Consider the following 21,668-nt stretch of genomic DNA (forward strand, 5'->3'; position numbering starts at 1 on the left):
CCCCCATTCATCTGCAGGTTTGTAGGCATAATGCCCGGCAACGCCCTGATGAAAAGAGAAAACCCGGAGGCTGGCTCCGGGTTTTGCAATTATGCGGTGGGTTCTGGTTCCATCCCGCCATCTGGCGGCGATTTCTTGGACTTGGTCTTCGGGATGGCAGTCACGCTGGGGGCGTTGCCCTCATCGGGGCTGTCGCCCTCATCATCGCTTTCGGTGGGCGGTTCGCCATTCATGACGCGCTTGATCTCATCGCCGGTCAGGGTTTCGTATTCCAGCAAACCTTGCGCCAGACGCTCCCATTCCTCGTTCTTATCGGTCAGGATCTTGTGCGCGCGCTCATAGCCTTGCTGGATCAGGCGCTTCACCTCTTCTTCGATCAGCTCTTTGGTATGAGCGGAAACGGAGAAACCGGCAGTATTGCCCTGATAGCCTTCATGCGCCTCGGCATAATCGATATTGCCGACCTTGTCCGACATGCCCCAGCGCATCACCATGGCGCGCGCCAGTTGGCTGGCCTGCATGATATCGCCCGCAGGGCCGTTCGACACGTGATCTTCGCCGTATTTAATCACCTCGGCGGCCTTGCCTGCCATAGTCATGGCCAGCTTCTGCTCACACTCATCGCGGTGATAGTTCAGACGATCCATTTCGGGCAGTGACACAACCATACCCAGCGCACCACCGCGCGGAATGATGGTCGCCTTATAGACCGGATCGCACAGCGGCAGTTCCAGACCCACAACGGCATGGCCGGCCTCGTGATAGGCAGTTTTTTCCTTCTGGTCCTGCGTCAGCACCATCGAACGGCGCTCGGCCCCCATCATCACCTTGTCTTTGGCGTTCTCAAAGTCCTCCATGGTGACAAAGCGACGACCCACACGCGCGGCCATCAAAGCTGCCTCGTTCACGAGGTTCGCCAGATCGGCACCCGAAAAGCCCGGCGTGCCGCGCGCGATGATGCGTAGATCGACATCGGGGCCCAGTGGTGTCTTGCGGGCGTGAACGCCCAGAATCTTCTCACGCCCTTTGATATCGGGGTTGCCAACGGTCACGTTGCGGTCAAACCGGCCCGGACGCAGCAGCGCAGGGTCCAGCACGTCCTTACGGTTGGTGGCCGCCAGAATGATCACGCCTTCATTGGCCTCGAACCCGTCCATCTCGACCAGCAGCTGGTTGAGGGTCTGTTCGCGTTCGTCGTTACCGCCGCCATAGCCAGCACCACGATGGCGCCCTACGGCGTCAATTTCGTCGATGAAAACGATACAAGGCGCGTTCTTCTTGGCTTGTTCGAACATGTCACGCACACGCGATGCACCAACACCCACGAACATCTCAACAAAATCCGAGCCCGAAATGGTAAAGAACGGCACGCCCGCCTCACCTGCAATGGCGCGAGCCAGCAGCGTCTTACCAGTACCCGGAGGGCCAACAAGCAGCGCACCTTTTGGTATCTTGCCACCGAGTCGTGAGAATTTCTGCGGGTTGCGCAGGAATTCCACGATCTCTTCCAGTTCTTCCTTGGCTTCATCGATGCCCGCAACGTCGTCAAAGGTCACGCGGCCATGCTTTTCGGTCAGCATCTTGGCCTTAGACTTGCCAAAGCCCATCGCGCCGCCTTTGCCGCCACCTTGCATCCGGTTCATGAAATAGACCCAGACGCCGATCAGCAGCAGGAAGGGCAGCAGCGTGATCAGGAACGACTGGAAACCCGACTGCTGCTGTTTTTCAGCACGTACGGGGATGTTCTTGTCGATCAGCAGCTTCGTCACCTCGGCATCGGTGGGTTTGATGGTGACAAAGTCCTGATTCTCATTCGTGCGATAGCGGATTTGTTCGCCATCCAGCGTCACGCTGGTGACATCTCCGGCGTCCACGGCGCTGACGAATTCGGAATAGGTGCGTTCATTGTTCTGAAGCGACCCGCTGGGTCCACTGAACAGGTTGAACAGTGCCAGGATCAGCAGAAACAGAACGACCCAGAAGGCGATGTTGCGAGCGTTGCCCAAGGAAAATCTCCCGAAAGGTTTCGGCAGGTGGGGACCTGCCGGGGTTGTTCCTTAAAATAGAGAGGATTGTGGCAGGTTCAATGAGATAAAATCACCGCATCGAAGTCAGACCTTTCTGGAAGCAGTTCGGCCCGCCATTCATTTGCAAAACCGGCCAGAGGTGCTGCCACTAGCGTGCCTTCAACCCAGACCGAAGGCGTCGACAGCACGGCAGCGCGAGGTTTTCCCGCAGAGCGCCAGTTTTCCAGCTGCAAAATACCATCCTCACCAAGTGCCCGAATTTCTGCATCTTCAGTTTTGGGCCCGGAAAGAATCCACCGCCGGTCCCATGGTTCTGACAGTCGCGCGCGCTGATTGGTGACGGCGTTTAGCTCTCTGCAAATCCAAGTTTTTTTGCCTTCCGGGATTAAAATGCAGCCCCCCAGGGTGGCGGTCTTAGCAGACGATATCGCATCCAGCACCTGATCCACCGCTTTATGTCGTGGCGGATACTCTCCCCCTGCGATCCATGAAACAGACGCAATTACAAGCCGACGACGGATTTCTTCGGGCAGAGTTTCGAACCCATCGCGATCAATGCAAAGATCGCCATCCGTGACCGTGAAGAACCGGAGAGCGGATTCCTGCGCGTATTGCGCCAATGCTTCACGCGCTTGTGCCATATTTTCAGCGACCCGTGATAATGACTCTGCCGTGATCCCGATTTGATTTAATCCGGAAAGTGCCTGGCGTGCTTTGATCCGGTCAAAATGTGGGTCCTGATTCGACGGATCATCAATCCACGAAATACCCTGCACAGTCAGATATTCCCGAAGGTCGGAGCGTGTCGTGGACAGCAATGGGCGCAGCAATGTGACCCGACCTTCTTTTCGCGATATAGCCATGGCCGAAAGCCCCGAAACGCCCGAAGCACGGGCCAGTCGCATCAGTACCGTTTCTGCCTGATCATCCTCCGTGTGGCCCAGCGCAACTGCCTCTAGGCCCTTCGATTCGGCCCACGCGACCAGCAACCGGTATCTCGCACGCCGCGCCTGATCCTGCAGATTTCCGGATCCATCCCACCCCTGCCATTTCAGCGTTTCATGAGGAATGCCTAAGCGCTGCGCCAGGGTTGCGACAGCCAAGGCCTCTGACGCAGATTCAGGTCGCAGACCGTGGTCAACGGTCGCTGCAAACAACTCGATATTCTCTTGTCGCGCAATATCAACCAGCAAATGCAACAGGGCGGTCGAATCGCTGCCCCCTGATACCGCCACCCCCAGCCGGCGCGGTGGTGGATCCGGCAGACCCGCCCGCAAATTGGCCCGAAGCGTATCGGCGTCAGAGGTCAAGAACAGCCCAGCGTTGCCATTTCCTGTGTGGCCGAAGCAGCTGGTGCCGATGCCGGAAATCGTACGCCAACTTCGCCGAGAGTGATGCAAGCCTGATCGGTTTGGCCCAGCTGTCCAAGAGCTGCGCCCAACTCAAACAACGCCTCGGGTGCCAGAGGCCCTTCGGAGTCGCCCGTGAAGCTGGCCAGAAAGGCGCGCGCCGCTTCGCGTGTATCACCCACCCCTTTCAGCGCCTGCCCGCGCCGCAGGTTGGCTTGGCTCGCCAGCGGGCTGCCCGGATAGGACTGGTCGAATTGCGCAAACAGATCGGCCGCGGTCTGGAAATCTCCATCCACCAGGGCCTGCGAAGCGGCATCAAAATCCGCTTGTTCACCGACTGCAAGCTCCCCCTGATCAGTGACCGTGGGTTGCGTAGGGTTGGGGGTGGGTGCCACAGCCACATCGGTCGATGTCTCACCACCCAGCGTTGAGGTTTCGCCCAGCGCGCTCAGATCACCGCCTTCAAGTTCAACCAGACGAAACTCCAAATCACCGATACGGTTGGTGCCATCGGTCACGACATTCTGCACCCGTTGGTTCAACTGCTCGGTCTGACGTGTCAGGCGCTGTAGTTCGGCCTCGATCGCATCAACGCGCTCAAGCACGGAACTGCCGGACAGGTTTGGCGCGGGGGACCCAGTGGTTGAAAACTCGCGCTTGAGGCGCTGGATTTCCACGTGAAGCACCGTCAGCTCCTGACGGATATCCGCCAAAGTCTGCTGATCCTGAGCCTGTGCCATACCAGCGACGGTCACGACCGCTGCCAGAACCAAACCTGCAATTCGCATCATCTTACCCCAAGGTTGAACCGGTCAGCACCGTCACCGCGCGGCGGTTTTTCGAATAGCAATCCTCGGTGCTGCAAATTTCGATCGGGCGTTCTTTGCCATAGCTTACGGTGGTCAACCGGTTGCCTGCCACCCCGCGTGAGATCAGATACTCCCGCGCCGCATTGGCCCGACGAGCTCCAAGCGCAAGGTTGTATTCGCGCGTGCCCTGCTCGTCCGCATGGCCTTCGATATTGGCGACAAAATCCGGATTGGCGAGCAGCCAATCGGCCTGCCCTTGCAGAATCGTCTGCGCCTGCGGGCTGAGCGTGGACTGATCGACTGCGAACAGGACCCGGTCACCAACTGTCTGCTGGAAATAGGCTGGCGAACGTGGATCACTGGGTGAGCCCGGAACCAGCGCGCCGCTGCCACCAGCGCCGCCACCCAGAGCCGACGGATCATTATTGGAACAGGCCGCAATCAGGGTCAGCGCCCCAATTGCCGCGACTTTGCTCAACAGTTTCATCTCAAGTGCCTCGTGTTTCGTTGTTTATTGCCGCGCTTCTATCACATTGCGGGTTTGTTGTGAACTTTACCTGCTGTCTGTTCCGATCAATTCTGCAGTGGCCCCCAAGACGGGTCGCTACCGCCATCCGGCGTTCTAACAGGACGCAAGTTACGGCCCGAAATATCCACAGAGTAAAGCGTCGATCGACCGCTTGCACCCTGCGTTTCGCGGGTGAACATGATGACCCGCCCGTTTGGCGACCAAGTGGGACCTTCGTCCAGGAACGAGGCGGTCAAAAGGCGCTCTTCGCTGCCATCCGTGCGCATAACACCGATGTGGAAGCGACCTTTGTTCTGCTTGGTAAAGGCAATCAAGTCACCACGCGGAGACCAGACCGGCGTGCCATAGCGGCCTTGCCCAAAACTGATCCGCGTTGCCTCGCCTCCGTTGGCGGGCATGATGTAAAGCTGCGGAGTGCCCGACCGGTCGCTTTCGAACACAATCCGGCTGCCATCCGGCGCATAGCTGGGGGCAGTTTCAATTGCCGGCGTGTTGGTCAGCCGCACGCTCTGGCCCGAGGCCAGGTCCATCTTCCACAGATCGGTGTTTCCGCCCTGGGTCAGAGAATAAACGATCGAACGGCCATCGGGTGAGAAACGTGGCGAAAAGCTCATGGTGCCTTCCTGCGTCGGCAATTCCTGCCGTTTCACACGGCCTACATCCAGTAGATAGATACGCGGCTGACCGGTTTCATAGCTGGTGTACAGCAGCCGGTCGCCGGTTGGCGAAAAGCGCGGAGCCAACACGATGGCGGCACTGTCGGTCAGATACTGCACATTCGCGCCGTCATAATCCATGATCGCCAACCGCTTGCGCCGCTGATCCTTAGGGCCGCTTTCCGACACGAACGCGACTCGGCTGTCAAAGTAAGCACCCTCGCCGGTGATCCGGGTATAGACCTGATCGGCCACCTTATGCGCCATGCGACGCCAGCCGTCGGTGGTGCCCGCAAACTGCAACCCATTGCCCAGTTCCTGACCCGAGAACACGTCCCAAACCCGGAACCGCACCGTCAGCCGTTTGCCCGAAACATTGACCGCCCCTGTCACCAGTGCCTGCGCGTTGATCGCTTTCCAATCGGCAAACTGCACCGGGGCATCAAAACTGCTGACCCGGCTGATGAATGCATCCGACGAGATTTCGCGGAACAAACCCGTTCCCGTCAGGTCCGATACCACCACGCGCGAGATGTCTTGCGCATATTGTGCGGCCGAAGGTCCGTCCGGCACAAAGCTCGGTACCGCAAATGGCATCGGCTCGATGATCCCTTCATCGATTTCCAGACGCAGCGGGCCACTTTGGGCGTAGGCCGAGGTCGAAAGAAGGGTCAGGCCAATTAAGAGGCTGGTCAGAAGTTTCATCATTTGATCCGCATCCTCTCGGGATTGAATGTAATCTCAATATCCTGCCATTGATCGTATTTGTCAGCAGGTAGGTCATATCCTTTAGACCCACAGCGCAAAATTGCGCGCCGCGCGGCTTCGTAGGCTTGTTTTGCTGATGCGGCCGAGCCGCCTGTACTGTCGAGTAGCTGCAAACTGCCGCCAACCACTTTGCCATCTCTGGTTAACGAAAACCCGACAACAACCACGGTTTCCAGCGCATCCGTCGACAGGGACCCGACATTCCAACACCGCGACACCGCAACCCGCATCGCGTCTTTTTCACCGCTTGTCAGTGGTGGCCCCGAAGGTTCGGTGCCATTGCCCAATGCTTCGGCCAAGGCGTCATTTATCGCTTGCTCGTTTTGCGCAGGTTCAGTCGGCGCGGGCTCGGGCGTTTCTGCAACCTCAGGCTCTGGCTGGGGTGCCGGTCGGTTCGGGCGTACGCGCGGACGAGGAGAGGTTCGCGGGGCCGGATCTTCGACTTCTTCCGCCTCGGTCACGATCTCGGGCGCGGCCTCTTCTGGTGCCGTTTGATCCTGCTGTTCTTGTTGGATTTCCGCCCCTTCATCCAGCGAAACCGGAGGGGTTTCAATGTCATCCGGCTTGGCCTCGGGCGGAGGAGGAGCAATCTGCTCGGGCGCGATCTTATCCGCAGGGCTTGGTTCGGCCTCTGGGCCCGGAGGCGCAGGAAGCGCCGCCAGCTCAGGCTCGGGCTCTTCAAGCATTGGAGGCTGTTCTATCAGTTCGGGTTCAGGTGGGATTTCCACTGTTTCTGGTTCTGGTTCCGGTTCCGGATCCGGTTCGGGTTGAGCAACCTGCTCAGGTTCGGGCGTATCTTCCGGCGTCGGGTCCAGTATTTCGATCTCATCAGGTTCTGCAGGCTGTTGCAGTTCAGCCGGGTCAGTCGGCACCTCGGGTGCCTCGCGTTGCGCGGTCATGGCCGCAAACTGCTCAGCCGAGATCACCGAGACATCCTGTACAGCCATCGGCAGCGGCTCGGACCGGAAGGTCCCGCCGATCAGCGCCCAGCCAATCAGGCTGACATGCGCAATTGCCGAAATCTTGGTGCCGGTATCCACCGCGCAGCCTCACTCTCACCCTTCGTCCAGCGTTGGCCCGCCGGTATCGGTCACAAGGCCAACGTTGGAAAACCCGCCCGCGTTCAAAGCACCCATGACCTGCATCACTTGCGCATATGGAATCGCGCCGTCGGCACGCAAGAACACGCGGTCGCTGCTGCGCTCAGCTGCGATCGCGCGCAGCTTACCGATCAGTTCTTCGCGCAGCACATCCGTGGTCTGGATCTGCACGCGCCCATCTGCGGTCAGGGTCACAGTCAGCGGCTCTTCGTTGTCACCGGGTAAGGCACTTGCGGCAGTCTTGGGCAGATCGACAGGTACGCCGACGGTCAACAATGGGGCCGCCACCATAAAGATGATCAGCAACACTAGCATGACATCAACAAAGGGCGTCACGTTGATCTCGGCCATCGGTTGGGCGCGCCCGCGCCGCCGTCCGCGCCTACGTCCGTTCCCGCCCGAGCTTTGCTGAACTGCCGCACCCATCGTCAGCTATCCAACTGACGCGACAGGATAGTGGCGAATTCATCGGCAAAGGCCTCGTAGCCGCCGACGATGCGGTCACTGTCTGCGCTGAGTTTATTATAGAATATCACCGCCGGGATCGCGGCCAGCAAGCCAAGACCGGTGGCCAGCAACGCCTCGGCAATACCCGGGGCCACAACGGCGAGGTTTGTGTTCTGCTGCTCGGCAATCTCGATAAAGGCATTCATGATGCCCCAAACGGTGCCGAACAGGCCGATAAACGGCGCAGTCGATCCGACAGTGGCCAGTATCGGCAACCCTTTCTGCAGCCCCTCAGCCTCTTTCGCGATCGCCACATCCATCGAGCGATCGATCCGCGCCGTTGCCCCCGCGATCAAGCCGCCATCGGTGCGGTGCGAGCGTCGCCACTCGATCATCCCCGCCGCGAAAATCTTCTCGGAACTGCCATCGGGTTGGGTTCCGATCTGCTCGAACAGCTCATCTAGCGGATTGCCAGACCAGAAGCTTTCATCGAATACCTGCGCCTCGCGCCGCGCGGCTCGGTAGTTGATCAGTTTCTGAATGATAATGCCCCAGGACCAGATGGATGCACCGATCAGCATCAACATCACCAGTTTGACGATAAAGGTCGCGCGGGCATACAGCCCCCACATGGAGAAATCGATCTCCTGCGCCAGCGCCAGCGTTTCAGCTTCCATGAACCTGCTCTTTGTTTTGCCTGATGGCCATTTGGCCTTGTTTTGCCAAACGCTAACGCAGATGGAGATGAAAAGCCAACAGAACCACCCCGGAGGCTGAAAATGTTACATCAATGCGCGAATCTCTGCCGGAAGACGAACGGGCTTACCCTGCGCATTCATGCAGACAGCCGTTACCTCGGCGCGGAAAATCTCGGTCTCGCCACGCTTGACCAATTGCGACATTGTCAACCGAGCGCCCGATAGCGAAACCATCTCGGTCTCGACCATCAGCTCGTCTTCAAACCTAGCGGCGGCGAGATAATCCGCCTCGATCCGCCGCACGACCCAGACAATGCCTGCGTCTCGCATCGCGTTCTGATCATTACCCAGTTTACGCACCCAGTCCGACCGGGCGCGTTCGATGAATCTCAGATAATTTGCGTGATAGACCACGCCTCCCATGTCGGTGTCTTCGTAATAAACACGGACCGGGTAGTGATGCTTCATTGCGACGGCTCCAATCTGGCGAACAAGCGCAACGCATGAGAGGGGTCCTGCGCGGCACCGGGCAGAACAGGATCGTAGGCGGCGCGGATCAAGGCCGCAATATCAGGCCGCAAGATCGTCGCGTCACCAGCAATCGCCAGAGGTGAGGCGCTGCGAAAAGCTGTGTCGGACCAAAGCAGGATCGTTTGTACAACCTGGCTTAACGCCAGCGTTTCTGCCGGCACTTTCGACAGCTCTTTGTCCATGCGCAAAAACACAAATGCCGCGCGGATAGCGCCGTCATCCTCGAACCGAAATATGCGATACTGATTGGCATCGGCAGCCACCAGCCGGTCAACCAGTGGGGCCAGATCCGGGATCAGGCGATCCAGATCGGGCACGTCCAACAATTCCTGCCACTCACGGAAGAAGAACACCATGCAATTGGCACCCAGTTCGGGATCCGTCTCGGCCATCTTGTGATTTGCCAGAGTGACAACCGCCTCGAACGCACCTTTTACGGTCGACAGCGTTTCATCCTCGACACCAAACACGATGGGCACGATGGGTCTGCCCCAGCGCGCAAACAGAAACTCACCGCTATCGCGTGTGAACAGCGCCTCAATCTCATCGGGTGTCACGCCCCAGTCCTTCTTCTCGATTTAGATACGACTGCCTGAGGCTTAAAATCTAATGCGCCCCACTTCAACCAAACAGATCGCTCTGTCCTTTGGGTGCAGCCATCCCCAGATGCGTCCATGCCTTTTGCGCCAGCATCCGTCCGCGCGGAGTGCGCTGGATCAGGCCTTGCTGCAGGAGATAAGGCTCGATCACCTCTTCCAGCGAATCCCGGCTTTCGGACAACGCCGCCGAGAGTGTTTCAATCCCCACTGGCCCGCCCGCATAGTTCTCGGCAATCAGCTTCAAATACCGGCGGTCGGCCCCGTCCAGACCAAGGTTATCGACCCCCAGCCGGGTCAGTGACCCATCCGCCAAGTCGCGCGTAATCCGCCCATCGCCTTCGACGATGGCAAAATCCACCACGCGTCTTAGCAGACGACCGGCGATCCGTGGTGTTCCACGAGACCTGCGCGCGATCTCACGCGCGCCTTCGTCATCCGCAGGTGCGCCCAGTTTGCGGGCATTGCGGGTGACGATCTCGTGCAACTCGTCGACCGTATAGAACTGCAGCCGGGTCGGGATGCCAAACCGATCGCGCAACGGCGTGGTCAGCAACCCCATCCGCGTTGTCGCCCCGACCAGCGTAAATGGCTGCAGCTCGATCCGTACAGTCCGCGCCGCCGGACCTTCACCAATGACAAGATCCAGCTCGAAATCCTCCATCGCGGGGTACAACACCTCTTCGACCGCCGGGTTCAGACGGTGAATCTCGTCGATGAACAAGACATCCCGCGATTCCAGATTGGTTAGAATTGCCGCCAAATCCCCCGCCTTGGCCAGAACCGGCCCCGAGGTCATGCGGAAGTTCACTCCCAACTCGCGCGCCATGATCTGCGCCAGCGTGGTCTTACCCAATCCAGGTGGACCATGGAACAGCGTGTGATCCATCGCCTCACCGCGTTGGCGGGCCGACTGGATGAAGATGCGCAGGTTGGCCCGCGCCTCGGCCTGACCAATGAATTCATCCAGCCCCTGCGGGCGCAGGGCGCGGTCATTGTCCTCGGGCATCGGCTCGGGTCGCAGGGCGGGATCAGCGTCTACCATTCATTTACCCTTTCGCTCAGCCTTTGGGGGCCAGTAGCTTCAGCGCGGCGCGTATCAGATCGGCCTCGCCCGCATCTGGCATATTAGCCGCTGCCTCGGCCACGGCCGATGCCGCCTCGGACGGTCCATAGCCCAGATTGCCCAACGCCGACAGCGCATCCGCAGAAGCAGCGGCAGCGCCCGAGGCCGGTTTGGCCACCCGTTTCGGAACAGGCGCAGGCTCGGTCGTCTCAACCACTTCAAGTGCCGGGCCATCCATCGCTTCGGTCACCGTGCCGCCCATCGCCATCACACCCGGGGCCTTGTCCTTGAGGTCAAGAACGATCCGTTGCGCGGTCTTGGGGCCGACACCCTTTGCGGCCTTCACGGCCCCCCAATCACCCAAGGCAATCGCGCGGCTGACACCATCAGGCCCCAGCGCACTAAGAATGGCCAGCGATACCTTCGCACCCACACCCTGAACCGAGCACAGCAGACGGTGCCATTCCTTCTCGACCAAGGACAGAAAACCATAAAGCTGCATCAGGTCTTCGCGCACGACCATATCGGTGTAGATCGACATTGCCTCACCCACCCCCGGCAGGGCCGCCATGGTCCGGTCCGAGCAATAGACGATATAGCCGACCCCCCGCACGTCGATCAGAACGTGATCCGCCGCGCGGTAATCCAGCCGTCCAGTGAGCTTGCCGATCATGCGCGTACCTCTTTCATCCGTGCCTGCGGTGCGGCGCCATAGTAGGAATGGCAGATGGCAATCGCCAATGCATCCGCAGCATCCGCCCCTTTGGGGGAACAACCGGGCAGTTGGAGTTTGACCATATGCAGAACCTGCTCTTTTTCGGCGTGCCCGACGCCCACCACCGTTTTCTTGACGCGGTTGGGGGCGTACTCGCCAACCGGCAAACCCGCCTGCGCAAGCGTCAGAAGCGCAACACCACGCGCCTGACCCAGTTTCAGTGTTCCGGCCCCATCTTTGTTGACGAAGGTCTGTTCAATTGCCGCCTGATCTGGATTGTGCTCGGCGATGACTTCGACGATTTGATTGTGTAGCGACAGCAGCCTTTCCCCCAGATCATCACCATCGGATTTACACAATCCATTCGCAACGTGGCTCAGGCGGCTGCCATGCGATTCGATGACGCCCCATCCCAAGGTTCTAAGCCCTGGATCAATGCCCAGAATTCGCATGTTTTGTCTCGGCCTGCTCGGGTTTGTGTGATCTTTTTTTATCGACTAGCACGAAGCGTGAACATTTTCCAAGGAAATCAACTCAGGGTCCAAAACCGACATCCATGTCGCCTCTGGTTCCTCGCGGCCTGTTTGCGACCGGGTTAGGTTCGTTTTCGACGCTTTTCCGATCGAACTTTAACCAATGATTTAAGGGGTTTTCATCAATTTCGAGCGTTGCAAAAAATGCATAGGACACATGCAATTTCTGAGCTTGCGCACGGCGAAACTCATCACTAGATGCCGCTCAGATCGCAAGATCAGAGTTTAACACAAACCAGAAGGAAACAGGATATGGCTGCACTGGATACCACCCGCACCACCACTGGCTCATTCGGCCTCGTCGGCCGTATCGGCGCACTTTTTGCATCGGTTGTAAACGCCGTTGTTGAATGGAATGACGCCCGCGCAACCCGTAACGCGCTGAACGGTCTTTCTGACCGCGAACTGGACGATATCGGACTATGCCGCGGCGACATCGACGTTGTCGCCGAAGGCCGCCGTTACTGAGATAACGGACTACCGCATACGCCCCTTCCTCCTCCCTGTGGGGCAAACAGAAACACCGCACGCCGTGAGGCATGCGGTGTTTTTGTTAGGAGGGTGCAAGATATCCGGTTAGAACCATACCTTGTTCAGTTGGCTCGAGAAAAACGCGGTCACCTGATCGGCCTGCATGATCCAGGCGCCAGCTTTCTCAACCGGCGTGCCCTGATTCAGGCTTTCAACACGCGTTTCGTACGCAGTCGGGCCAAGATGAGACAGTAAAAAGGCCTTGAAGGCAAAGAAGCCAACCAAACACAGCAACAAAACCCTCGCTGGAACTGCTGAACGCATACGCTGTGGTTTCATCACCACCAGCCCGTCTGAGCGCAACGTGGCGCGATAGCCGCGGCTGAGTTTCTGGTGCTTTTTGTTCAAACGCGAGATGCGTTGATCGAATTCGAGTTGTTTTCCTGTCATGGCAGCCTCCGAAAACCGCCCCCCGAGTGCATTGAAAGACGGTAATTAGAGAATGCGACAAAAACGTGGCAAAAATCCACAAAACTCCCGTAAATGGCCTAAATTCAGCCCTGTTTGCTTAAGATTAGCGTCGTCCACTCACCAATCCGATCCTGGCGAACCAGATTGAAGCCGTTTTGGAGATAAACCGAGATCACGTCATCGGCCTGTTCATTGAGGATTCCCGATAGAATCGCTTGTCCACCCCCCCGCAGGTTCGCCGAAATTTCAGGCGAAAGGGCCACGAGCGGACCTTTTAGGATATTGGCGAATATCAGATCGTAAGGCGCACGCGCCTTCAGATCCGGGTGATCGAAACCTGCCGCTTCAACGCATTTAACCGCACCCGCCATACCGTTCGCCCGAAGGTTGGCCTCGGCCACGTCGACGGCAACCTCATCAATGTCGCTGGCGACAATATCGCCCTCCCAGACCCGCGCTGCGGCCATCGCCAATACGGCGGTGCCACAGCCGATGTCGGCAACCTTGCTGGCCGTAAACCCATCATCCAGAAGATGGTCCAAAGCCTTGAGGCAACCAAGCGTTGTCCCATGGTGCCCTGTGCCAAAGGCCATCGCAGCTTCGATCAGCAGCGGAATGCGGCCTTCGGGCAGTTTGTCGGCATCATGGCTTCCATAGACAAAAAACCGACCGGCCTCGACTGGGGCTAGTTCGCGGCGGACATGGGCGACCCAATCCGTTTCGGGCAGTTCCGAGACCACAAAGGGCTTGGCCTCGAACGCGGCGGCCAGAACCGCCAGCGCGGTTTCATCCGGGGTTTCGGTAAAATAGCCGCCGACTTCCCACAGGCCCGAGCCATCCTCGACCTCGAACACGCCGACGCCGGTTGGTTCCGGGTCCAGCCGTTCCATCGCCTCGCCCAATCCTTCGGCGGCTTTCTTGCCGTTCAAAGTGGTCAGAGCAGTGAATGTTGGCATGGGGGCCTCCTGTTTCGATCGAAACAGCGCCTAGGGGCACCGACCGCCAAGGTCAAGCGGAGTCGCTTATTCGGCGGGCGCGGGGGCGTATTTCGACAGGATGGTTTCGTTGCCCGGTTCCGGATGACGCGGGATCAGTAGTGACAGCAGAAGCGAGATGATCGCCATTGCAGCGGCCAAACCAAACACTGCGCCGGGCGAAACGACCCATAGCAGACCTAAAAGTGCTGGCAGGAAAACAGCGGCGATATGGTTTATGGTAAATGCCACCGCCGCAGTGGGCGCAATATCCGCCGGGTCGGCGATCTTCTGGAAATAAGTTTTCAAAGCCAACGCCAGAGCAAACAGCACATGGTCGATCACATAGAGAATCGCCGCCAGCAGCACGCCCCAGCTAAACCAGTAGATGCCGCCATAGGCTGCGAAAACGATCGCGAGCCCGGCATATTCAAAGATCAGCGTGCGGCGTTCGCCAAACCGCGCGACTGCCTTGCCCAGCAGCGGAGCCGCCATCATGTTGATCATCAGATTGATCAAGTACAGGCTGGTCAGTTCGTGCACTTCAAAGCCGAATTTCTCGACCATCATGAAACCGGCGAACACGACAAAAATCTGCCGCCGCGCGCCCGCCATGAACTGTAATGCATAATACAGCCAGTAGCGGCGGCGTAGGATCAGCTTCTTGGTCTGCGGCGTCGGCGCGTCGAATTGCGGGTAAGCGATCAGGCAAAACAATGCCAGCAAGGCCGTCACGCCGCCCGCCGCCATGAACACGAAGTTATAGGACAGGTCGAAGCGGTCCCATGTCAGAACGATCAACCCATAGACCACAGCCGTCGCAGCCGAGCCCATAGCCACCAGCCAGCCAAGCACCTGCGGCGCACGGTCTTTTGGCAGCCATTGCAGCTGCAGTGACTGGTTCACCGTCTCATAGTAGTGAAACCCGATCGAGCTGAACAGCGTCACAAACAGCAGCCCGCCAAGGCTGGGAAACCAGGCCGTCACCGCCGTCGCCACGCCCAACATCATCAATGAGATCATGGCCAGTACCTGTTCGCGGATGAAAATGATCACCGCAATCACGCCAACGGCCAGAAAGCCCGGAATCTCGCGTACCGTGTGCAAAAGCCCGATATCCGCCCCGTCGAAGTTCGCCGCCTCGATGACGAAATTGTTCAGCAATGCACTCCACGCGTTAAACGCGATCGGCATGGTCAACGCCATCACGAACAAGAGCGTCATAGGGCGGCGCCAGAGCGGAAGACTCTGCGCCTCAGACAAGGGCATAGGTTTCAGCATGAGGATGCTCTACGCCCATTTGTACTTTTTGGCGAGGGGAAAGCGGCCGGCGCACAGCTGCTCTGCACTGATGCAGGGGTCAGTAGAAGCTTTGTGGATCGATATCCACGGTCAGGCGGATATCGCCTTTCAACTTCAACGGGGCGATCCAGCGGGCGATGGCGTCCTGAATAGGCGCGCCTTTCGGGGCTTTGACCAACAGCCGGACGCGGTGACGCCCGCGTATGCGCGCGATCGGGGCTGGAGCCGGGCCAAATACCTGAGCACCAACATCGCGCAACGGCGCATCGTTTCGCGCCATGGCGTTGCCGATGTCGAAGACCGGCCCGACCTCGGGGCCAGACAGGACAATCCCGGCCATTCGACCATAAGGCGGCACCCCGGCGGCCTGACGCCCGGCGGCTTCAGCCTTCCAGAACCCTTCTTCATCGCCCGATAGAATCGCCCGGATCACCGGATGTTCCGGCTGGAATGTCTGCAACAACGCCTGCCCCGGTTTTTCCGCACGACCTGCCCGGCCCGCTACCTGCCGCATCAATTGAAAAGTTCGTTCCGCCGCGCGCAGGTCAGCCCCATGCAGGCTAAGGTCCGCATCGATCACCCCTACAAGTGTCAGCTTTGGAAAGTTATGTCCTTTGGCCACCAGCTGCGTCCCGATAACGATATCCGCATCGCCTTCGGCAATCTCTTCGATCTTGGCCTTCAGGGCACGAGCCGAACCAAACAGATCAGAGCTGAGCATAGCGATCTTGGCTTCGGGGAACGCCGCCTCGGCTTCTTCTGCCAGCCGTTCAATCCCGGGTCCGACCGGTGCCAGTTTACCCTCGACCCCGCAGGATGGGCAGGCCTCTGGCATTGGCTTGGTCTCACCACATTGATGGCACATCAGACGCTTGAGGAACCGGTGTTCAACCATTCGCGCGTCGCAATGATCGCAGGCAATCTGCTCCCCGCACGCCCGGCATAGTGTCACGGGCGCATAGCCACGGCGGTTGATGAACAGCAGTGACTGCTCTTCGCGTTCGATACGCTGTTGCACCGCCTGCCGCAGCGAGGGGGAAATCCAAGTCCCGGCCTGCATCTGCTCGGCGCGCATGTCGATCGGCTTCATTTCGGGCAGGACTGCTGCACCAAAACGCGAGTTCAGGTCCAGCCGCTCGTATTTACCCGCCTCGGCATTGGCCCAGCTTTCCAGTGAAGGCGTCGCGCTGGCCAGAATCACCCGCGCTCCGCAGATGGCCGAACGCAGAACGGCCATATCCCGCGCACTATAATGCACCCCATCTTCTTGTTTGTACGAGGTGTCGTGTTCTTCATCGACAACTACGAGACCAAGATCGCGAAATGGAAGAAACAGTGCTGACCGGGCCCCAACGACCAGTTGCGCATCACCCTGACCGACCATCCGCCAAACCCGGCGACGTTCGGTCATGGTCGCGCCCGAATGCCACTCAGCCGGACGCGCACCAAATCGCGCCTCGACACGGGTCAGAAATTCAGCCGTCAGCGCGATCTCGGGCAGCAAGACCAGTGCTTGCCGCCCCACGCGCAGGGCCTCGGCGACCGCCTCAAGATAAACCTCGGTCTTGCCCGAACCCGTCACTCCCTTCAGAAGAGTCGTTCCATAATCTCCCGTCCGTTGCCCGGTCTGAAGCCGCATCACGGCCTCCGCCTGATCCTCGGTCAGGTCCTTTCCCGGCAATTCAGGATCAAGATGAGGATAGGGAAGATCACGCGGGCTGTCCTCTTCACGCACAGCGTTCTGTTTGACCAACCCCTTGATGACCGAAGATGTGACCCCCGCTTGCTCGGCCAGTTCCTTCAGCGTAAAGGCCAAGCCGCCATAGTCTCGCAAAACTTCAAGTACCCGCATTCGTGCGTCGGTCATTCGGTCCGGTTGACCACCGCCCAAACGATAAACCTTGCGCATCGAGGGCGGATCGCCCAACCCCGGCGCGCGCGTTGCTAGCCGCAGCATCGCAGGCATCGGCGTCAGGGTGTAGTCAGCCACTTTCCCCAGAAACACCCGCATTTCTTCACGCATCGGCGCGACCTCAAGCACCCGGTTCACCGATCGCGCCTTGGCCAGATCAAAACCACCCTGCCCCGGCCCCCAAACCACACCCAAGACTTTGCGCGGGCCCAAGGGCACCTCGACAAACGCCCCAAGAAAGCACCCGCCCTCGGGCGCTTTGTAATCCAACGTCCGGTCCAGCGGCTGTGTGGTCAGCACCGCAACCAGCTCTCCTTCGTCGAAAAATCCGTTAGCGCTCACGGTATATCCTTCGCAGGGGGTTCCAGCATGGGTCTCTTTGAGGTAAAGCCATCCGCGACCAAGGCCAACCCATCAAAGGACTGCCCTCATGAAATTCTTCGTAGACACCGCCGAAATCGACGCCATCGCCGAACTGAACGATCTGGGCATGGTGGACGGCGTAACCACTAACCCCTCGCTGATCCTAAAATCGGGCCGCGACATTCTGGAGGTCACCAAAGAGATCTGTGATCTGGTCGACGGCCCCGTCTCGGCCGAAGTTGTCGCCACCGAGGCCGACGACATGATCGCCGAAGGCCGTAAGCTGGCCAAGATCGCGCCCAACATCGCAGTCAAAGTACCGCTGACATGGGCTGGTTTGAAAACCTGTAAAACACTGACCGACGAAGGCCAGATGGTCAACGTGACCCTGTGCTTCTCGACCAATCAGGCCATTCTGGCCGCCAAGGCGGGCGCGACCTTCATCTCGCCCTTCATCGGACGTCTGGATGATATCAACCTCGATGGCATGGACCTGATCGCAGATATTCGCCAAGTTTATGACAATTACGGGTTCGAGACCGAAATCCTCGCCGCCTCGATCCGCACCGTAAACCACGTGACCGACAGTGCCCGCATCGGGGCTGACGTGATTACAGCACCTCCGGGCGTGATCAAAAAACTGGCCGACCACCCGCTGACCGACAAAGGCCTTGAAACTTTCCTGGCCGACTGGGCCAAGACAGGTCAGAAAATCCTCTGATCCCAAGCATTGCCGCGCGGTGCCATCAGGCACCGCGCCCGGCCCAACGGCAAAAGCTGATCTTTGATCAGCGCCGGGCAGGCGGGAGCGCCCGCCACAGCAACGACGAAATTCGCCTTTCGCGTGCATTTTTCCCAAGGCAAATCCAGCAACCCATGTTATAAGCCCGCCAAACAAAAAAACGACCGGACGGGACATGAGCAGCGATCCTAAACTCAAGGACAATCTCCGCGCCGCAATTCTGGCTGAGCCTGACGCCGTGCTGGATGACAAAGACCTGATGCAGGCCTTGGTGGCTGCAAATGAGCAGGCGCGTGGTGACAACGTTATCGACCTGCGCGGTATCGCCATGCAGCGGCTTGAGGCGCGTCTTGACCGCCTTGAGGACACTCATCGCTCAGTCATCGCGGCGGCGTATGAGAACTTGGCGGGCACAAATCAGGTGCATCGCGCCATTCTTCGCCTGTTGGAGCCAACCGTGTTCGAGGATTTCCTGCGCGCGCTAGGCAATGACGTGGCCGAAATCCTGCGAGTCGATCACATCACTCTGGTCCTCGAAACAACCGTCGTACGCGATGATCCGGTAGTGAACCAGCTCGGCGGCGTGCTGACTGTGGCTGAGCCCGGCTTTATCGATAGCTATCTAACCGCTGACCGCAACGGTCAGCCGCGCGAGGTTACCTTGCGCGAAATCCGCCATCCCAATCCGCAAGTTTACGGTAAACAAGCCGATCAGCTACGATCCGAGGCCTGCCTGAAACTCGATCTTGGCACTGGCCGCCTACCCGGCATGATTGTCATGGGCGCGCGCGACCCGAGGCATTTCTCACCTCAGCTTGGCACTGATCTTCTTGCCTTCTTTGCCGGCGTGTTCGAACGCTCTATGCGCCACTGGCTGTCGTGAGCCTGATTTCCCCAGCCTGCCGCGATGCTCTGCAGCATTGGCTGGACAGTCTGGGGGCGCTGGCGGGGCGGTCTGAAAATACGCTCAACGCCTATCGCGGCGACGTGACAGAATTCCTGTCCTTCATGACCTTGCATCACAGCGAGCGCCAAGGGCTGGCCGCGCTGGAACGCATCGGCGTTTCTGACATGCGGGCCTGGATGGCAGAGCAGCGCAATTCTGATGTCGGCGCGCGATCTCTGGCGCGCAAGCTTTCTGCCGTCAAAACCTTCTATCGCTGGTTGGCCGAACGCGAGGGGTTCGAACCTACTGCGGTGCTGTCCACCCGAGCGCCCAAATTTACCAAGAAACTGCCCCGACCTCTGGCCGAAGATGCCGCGCGCGCAATGATCGACACGGTCGAGCTACAATCCTCATCGGACTGGGTCGCTGCACGGGATGTTGCAGTTGTGACGCTCCTCTACGGGTGCGGGTTGCGGATTTCCGAGGCGTTGTCTTTGACCGGTGTGGACGCTCCTCTGCCAGAAACGCTGCGCATATCGGGTAAGGGCGATAAGGAAAGAATCGTACCGGTCTTGCCTGCCGCTCGGGCTTCGGTGGATCGCTATCTTCACCTCTGCCCACATCCGCAATCCCCTGATAAGGCGTTGTTCCGAGGTGTCAGGGGCGGCCCGCTCAACCCCGGAATCATTCAGGCTGTGGTCGCCAAGGCACGGATGCAACTTGGCCTTCCCGCAACAGCCACCCCGCACGCGATGCGCCACAGCTTTGCCACCCATCTGCTGTCTGCGGGCGGCGACCTGCGCGCGATCCAAGAGCTTTTGGGTCACGCCTCGCTTTCAACCACGCAGACCTATACCGCAGTCGATACGGCCCGGTTGATGGAAGTCTATAACCGCACGCACCCAAAAGCCTGAAGCAAAGACCCTTTTTGCTTTGCATCTGCGCCTTGCTTCCGTCATGACACCACCATGACACTCAGATTCAAAGCGCTTTCCGTTCATCTCTTCACCGCCACAGGTGCCGTTTTCGCAATGCTCGCCATGTTGGCAGCAGTCGAAGAGAAATGGAGCCTGATGTATCTCTGGCTCGTTGTTTCGTTCATCGTCGATGGCATCGATGGCCCGCTGGCGCGGCACTATCACGTTAAGAAGAACGCACCCGAGTTTGACGGAGTCTTGCTGGACCTGATCATCGACTATTTGACCTATGTTTTCATCCCTGCCTTTGCCCTGTTCAAATCGGGTCTGATGGACGGTTGGACCGGCTGGTTCGCAATCATCGTCATCACCTTTGCAAGTGCGATGTACTTTGCGGATACACGTATGAAAACCAAGGATAATTCCTTCTCTGGCTTTCCAGGTTGCTGGAACATGTTCGTCATTGTGATCTTCGCCCTGGAGCCCAACTTCTGGGTCATCCTGCTGCTGGTCACCTTGCTGTCTGTCGCAATGTTCCTGCCGCTGAAATTCATTCACCCAGTCCGGACCGAGCGTTGGCGCACCCTGTCATTGCCTATGGCTTTTGCGTGGACATTCTTTGCAGGCTGGGCCGCCTGGGTCGACTTTCACCCCGAAAGCTGGGCCCATTGGGGGCTGGTGATCACCAGCTTGTATTTGGTCTCGGCCGGTATTGCGCAGCAGATCATTCCGCCGCGCAAGGCCCGGGATTACAAGACTTCCTGAACCTCGAACTCAGTCCCGTTATGGGTGAACACGTCACCCTCTTGCAGGCCAACCATAGCCAGATAGATCGGGCTTTGGGTCGAAATTCCCATGTAGGTTTTGCCGTCCACTTCAAATCGAGTCGTTGAGACACATACGACGAAGCGGCGATTGTTGAACTTGATTACGGCGCCGGGCTGCACCGTATCCGTGAGGCCAAAATCGGTGTTCTCGATCACGTCAATCTTGGCGTGATGCGCATGAACAGGCGCATCAAAGGCGGCCGCCAGATCTGCATTCTCGCGCGAGGCAGCGATGTCGTCCTTGTCATGCCCTTCTCGGTCATCCAACTGCGAGTCCTTAAGGAAGGCATCATAATGTGCCTGTGCGGTTGCCAGTTCCTGTTCTTCCAAAGACATCAGATGATCGATGATGGCTTTCTTGCGTGCGGCGGGGTCTGTCTGGCCGGTCATTCAATTCGGTCCTTCAAATTCACTATTCGATATAGGTTGGGGCCGTGCCGCTCCGATTGCAACAGATAAGTACCGATCAGATCAACAGGCTGGCAGCACCTTCGTGACGCAGCAGAGCCACTTTGGTCTCAACACCGCCGTGGCCTGAAAACCCAACCATCTTCCCATCTGCACCCAGAACCCGGTGACAGGGAATAATGATGGGGATGGGATTTCCCCCGCATCCGCGCCCAACCGCCTGCGCCGAGTAGCCAAGGTCGTTAGCCAACTCGCCATAGGTGCGCGTATCACCAAATGGGATAGCATACATTGCATCGCACACCTGACGCTGAAATTCCGATCCCTTGATCCGGTAGGGCAGTTCGAACTGCTGCAAACGCCCTTCGTCATAGGCACGCAACTGCGCCGCCGCTTCTCGCAGAACCGGGGTGGCTAGACCTTCGTCACGGCCATTCCAGACAAGACGCGTGATGGCGCCGCTGGTCTCTTCGACACCAAGGCAACCAAACTGAGTTTCTACGGCGATCATCGGCATAAGAGAACGGTTGCAGATGTTTCACCTCACCTGCAACCCGAATCCTGACGATCC

24 protein-coding genes are annotated in these 21,668 nt (G+C 58.7%); 5 read left to right on the forward strand and 19 right to left on the reverse strand.

Annotated elements, in window-relative coordinates; all coding sequences use genetic code 11:
* Window positions 1-89 precede the first annotated feature (89 nt).
* From ftsH to ruvC, 13 genes are all read right to left on the reverse strand, one after another.
* Window positions 90-2,006: an ATP-dependent zinc metalloprotease FtsH gene (gene ftsH / locus ACR0L9_RS13320; RefSeq protein WP_170424311.1), complete on the reverse strand. Its 1,917-nt coding sequence runs from the start codon at window positions 2,004-2,006 to the stop codon at window positions 90-92.
* A 77-nt stretch (window positions 2,007-2,083) separates the two neighbouring features.
* The gene (gene tilS, locus ACR0L9_RS13325; RefSeq protein ID WP_480895841.1) at window positions 2,084-3,337 is read right to left on the reverse strand and encodes a tRNA lysidine(34) synthetase TilS; all 1,254 of its coding nucleotides are present in this window, start codon (window positions 3,335-3,337) and stop codon (window positions 2,084-2,086) included.
* Window positions 3,334-4,164, reverse strand: a complete 831-nt coding sequence (gene ybgF, locus ACR0L9_RS13330; RefSeq protein ID WP_170404791.1) for a tol-pal system protein YbgF — start codon at window positions 4,162-4,164, stop codon at window positions 3,334-3,336. Before ybgF ends, tilS begins: the two co-directional genes overlap by 4 nt.
* A gap of 4 nt (window positions 4,165-4,168) precedes the next feature.
* On the reverse strand, window positions 4,169-4,672 hold the full coding sequence (gene pal / locus ACR0L9_RS13335; protein ID WP_170397385.1) for a peptidoglycan-associated lipoprotein Pal: 504 nt from the start codon (window positions 4,670-4,672) through the stop codon (window positions 4,169-4,171).
* Window positions 4,673-4,758: 86 nt separating this feature from the next.
* Window positions 4,759-6,078: a Tol-Pal system beta propeller repeat protein TolB gene (gene tolB, locus ACR0L9_RS13340; RefSeq protein ID WP_480587074.1), complete on the reverse strand. Its 1,320-nt coding sequence runs from the start codon at window positions 6,076-6,078 to the stop codon at window positions 4,759-4,761.
* On the reverse strand, window positions 6,075-7,178 hold the full coding sequence (locus ACR0L9_RS13345) for an energy transducer TonB (protein WP_480895842.1): 1,104 nt from the start codon (window positions 7,176-7,178) through the stop codon (window positions 6,075-6,077). Before ACR0L9_RS13345 ends, tolB begins: the two co-directional genes overlap by 4 nt.
* A gap of 15 nt (window positions 7,179-7,193) precedes the next feature.
* Window positions 7,194-7,664: a protein TolR gene (gene tolR, locus ACR0L9_RS13350; protein ID WP_170424320.1), complete on the reverse strand. Its 471-nt coding sequence runs from the start codon at window positions 7,662-7,664 to the stop codon at window positions 7,194-7,196.
* Window positions 7,665-7,666: 2 nt separating this feature from the next.
* Window positions 7,667-8,362 (reverse strand): protein TolQ, encoded by a 696-nt coding sequence (tolQ, locus tag ACR0L9_RS13355; RefSeq protein ID WP_170397391.1) that lies wholly within the window; start codon window positions 8,360-8,362, stop codon window positions 7,667-7,669.
* 105 nt (window positions 8,363-8,467) lie between these two features.
* A complete protein-coding gene (gene ybgC, locus ACR0L9_RS13360) occupies window positions 8,468-8,851 on the reverse strand; it encodes a tol-pal system-associated acyl-CoA thioesterase (RefSeq protein ID WP_170404386.1) in 384 nt (127 codons plus the stop codon).
* Entirely contained in the window at window positions 8,848-9,471 is a 624-nt protein-coding gene (locus tag ACR0L9_RS13365; RefSeq protein WP_170818159.1) for a hypothetical protein, read from the reverse strand. Before ACR0L9_RS13365 ends, ybgC begins: the two co-directional genes overlap by 4 nt.
* Window positions 9,472-9,535: 64 nt before the next feature.
* Window positions 9,536-10,555, reverse strand: a complete 1,020-nt coding sequence (gene ruvB / locus ACR0L9_RS13370) for a Holliday junction branch migration DNA helicase RuvB (RefSeq protein ID WP_170397397.1) — start codon at window positions 10,553-10,555, stop codon at window positions 9,536-9,538.
* A gap of 16 nt (window positions 10,556-10,571) precedes the next feature.
* Complete coding sequence (ruvA, locus tag ACR0L9_RS13375; protein WP_170424326.1) at window positions 10,572-11,249, reverse strand: Holliday junction branch migration protein RuvA; 678 nt, start codon at window positions 11,247-11,249, stop codon at window positions 10,572-10,574.
* Window positions 11,246-11,743: a crossover junction endodeoxyribonuclease RuvC gene (gene ruvC, locus ACR0L9_RS13380; RefSeq protein WP_170404395.1), complete on the reverse strand. Its 498-nt coding sequence runs from the start codon at window positions 11,741-11,743 to the stop codon at window positions 11,246-11,248. The genes ruvA and ruvC overlap by 4 nt, the downstream gene beginning before the upstream one ends.
* Before the next feature lie 333 nt (window positions 11,744-12,076).
* On the opposite strand from ruvC, the gene ACR0L9_RS13385 reads away from it, so the two are divergent.
* Window positions 12,077-12,292 (forward strand): DUF1127 domain-containing protein, encoded by a 216-nt coding sequence (locus ACR0L9_RS13385; protein ID WP_170397404.1) that lies wholly within the window; start codon window positions 12,077-12,079, stop codon window positions 12,290-12,292.
* 108 nt (window positions 12,293-12,400) lie between these two features.
* Here ACR0L9_RS13385 and ACR0L9_RS13390 read toward each other — a convergent pair whose 3' ends face one another.
* The 4 genes from ACR0L9_RS13390 to ACR0L9_RS13405 form a co-directional block, all read right to left on the reverse strand.
* Window positions 12,401-12,745, reverse strand: coding sequence for a hypothetical protein (locus ACR0L9_RS13390; protein ID WP_480895843.1), 345 nt, complete (start codon window positions 12,743-12,745; stop codon window positions 12,401-12,403).
* 104 nt (window positions 12,746-12,849) lie between these two features.
* Window positions 12,850-13,722, reverse strand: coding sequence for a 50S ribosomal protein L11 methyltransferase (locus ACR0L9_RS13395; RefSeq protein ID WP_480895844.1), 873 nt, complete (start codon window positions 13,720-13,722; stop codon window positions 12,850-12,852).
* Window positions 13,723-13,788: 66 nt separating this feature from the next.
* Window positions 13,789-15,021: an MFS transporter gene (locus ACR0L9_RS13400; RefSeq protein WP_170511419.1), complete on the reverse strand. Its 1,233-nt coding sequence runs from the start codon at window positions 15,019-15,021 to the stop codon at window positions 13,789-13,791.
* 79 nt (window positions 15,022-15,100) lie between these two features.
* The gene (locus ACR0L9_RS13405) at window positions 15,101-17,296 is read right to left on the reverse strand and encodes a primosomal protein N' (protein ID WP_480895845.1); all 2,196 of its coding nucleotides are present in this window, start codon (window positions 17,294-17,296) and stop codon (window positions 15,101-15,103) included.
* An 88-nt stretch (window positions 17,297-17,384) separates the two neighbouring features.
* Between ACR0L9_RS13405 and fsa the strand changes: the two genes are divergently transcribed.
* The 4 genes from fsa to ACR0L9_RS13425 all read left to right on the forward strand — a co-directional run bounded on the left by fsa (window position 17,385) and on the right by ACR0L9_RS13425 (window position 20,627).
* Window positions 17,385-18,038, forward strand: a complete 654-nt coding sequence (gene fsa / locus ACR0L9_RS13410; protein ID WP_170397415.1) for a fructose-6-phosphate aldolase — start codon at window positions 17,385-17,387, stop codon at window positions 18,036-18,038.
* A 196-nt stretch (window positions 18,039-18,234) separates the two neighbouring features.
* A complete protein-coding gene (locus ACR0L9_RS13415) occupies window positions 18,235-18,942 on the forward strand; it encodes a DUF484 family protein (protein WP_170397417.1) in 708 nt (235 codons plus the stop codon).
* Window positions 18,939-19,859 carry a tyrosine recombinase XerC gene (locus ACR0L9_RS13420; protein ID WP_480570924.1) on the forward strand — a complete coding sequence of 307 codons (921 nt, stop codon included), beginning with the start codon at window positions 18,939-18,941 and terminating at the stop codon, window positions 19,857-19,859. The genes ACR0L9_RS13415 and ACR0L9_RS13420 overlap by 4 nt, the downstream gene beginning before the upstream one ends.
* Window positions 19,860-19,913: 54 nt before the next feature.
* A complete protein-coding gene (locus ACR0L9_RS13425; protein WP_170397421.1) occupies window positions 19,914-20,627 on the forward strand; it encodes a CDP-alcohol phosphatidyltransferase family protein in 714 nt (237 codons plus the stop codon).
* On the opposite strand, the gene ACR0L9_RS13430 is transcribed toward ACR0L9_RS13425, so the two are convergent.
* Complete coding sequence (locus ACR0L9_RS13430; protein ID WP_170397423.1) at window positions 20,612-21,079, reverse strand: hypothetical protein; 468 nt, start codon at window positions 21,077-21,079, stop codon at window positions 20,612-20,614. The two genes, ACR0L9_RS13425 and ACR0L9_RS13430, sit on opposite strands and share 16 nt — an antisense overlap.
* 76 nt (window positions 21,080-21,155) lie before the next feature.
* Window positions 21,156-21,614 (reverse strand): methylated-DNA--[protein]-cysteine S-methyltransferase, encoded by a 459-nt coding sequence (locus ACR0L9_RS13435; protein ID WP_170397424.1) that lies wholly within the window; start codon window positions 21,612-21,614, stop codon window positions 21,156-21,158.
* Window positions 21,615-21,668: the final 54 nt, after the last annotated feature.

It is taken from the genome of Ruegeria sp. I3 (assembly GCF_056532525.1).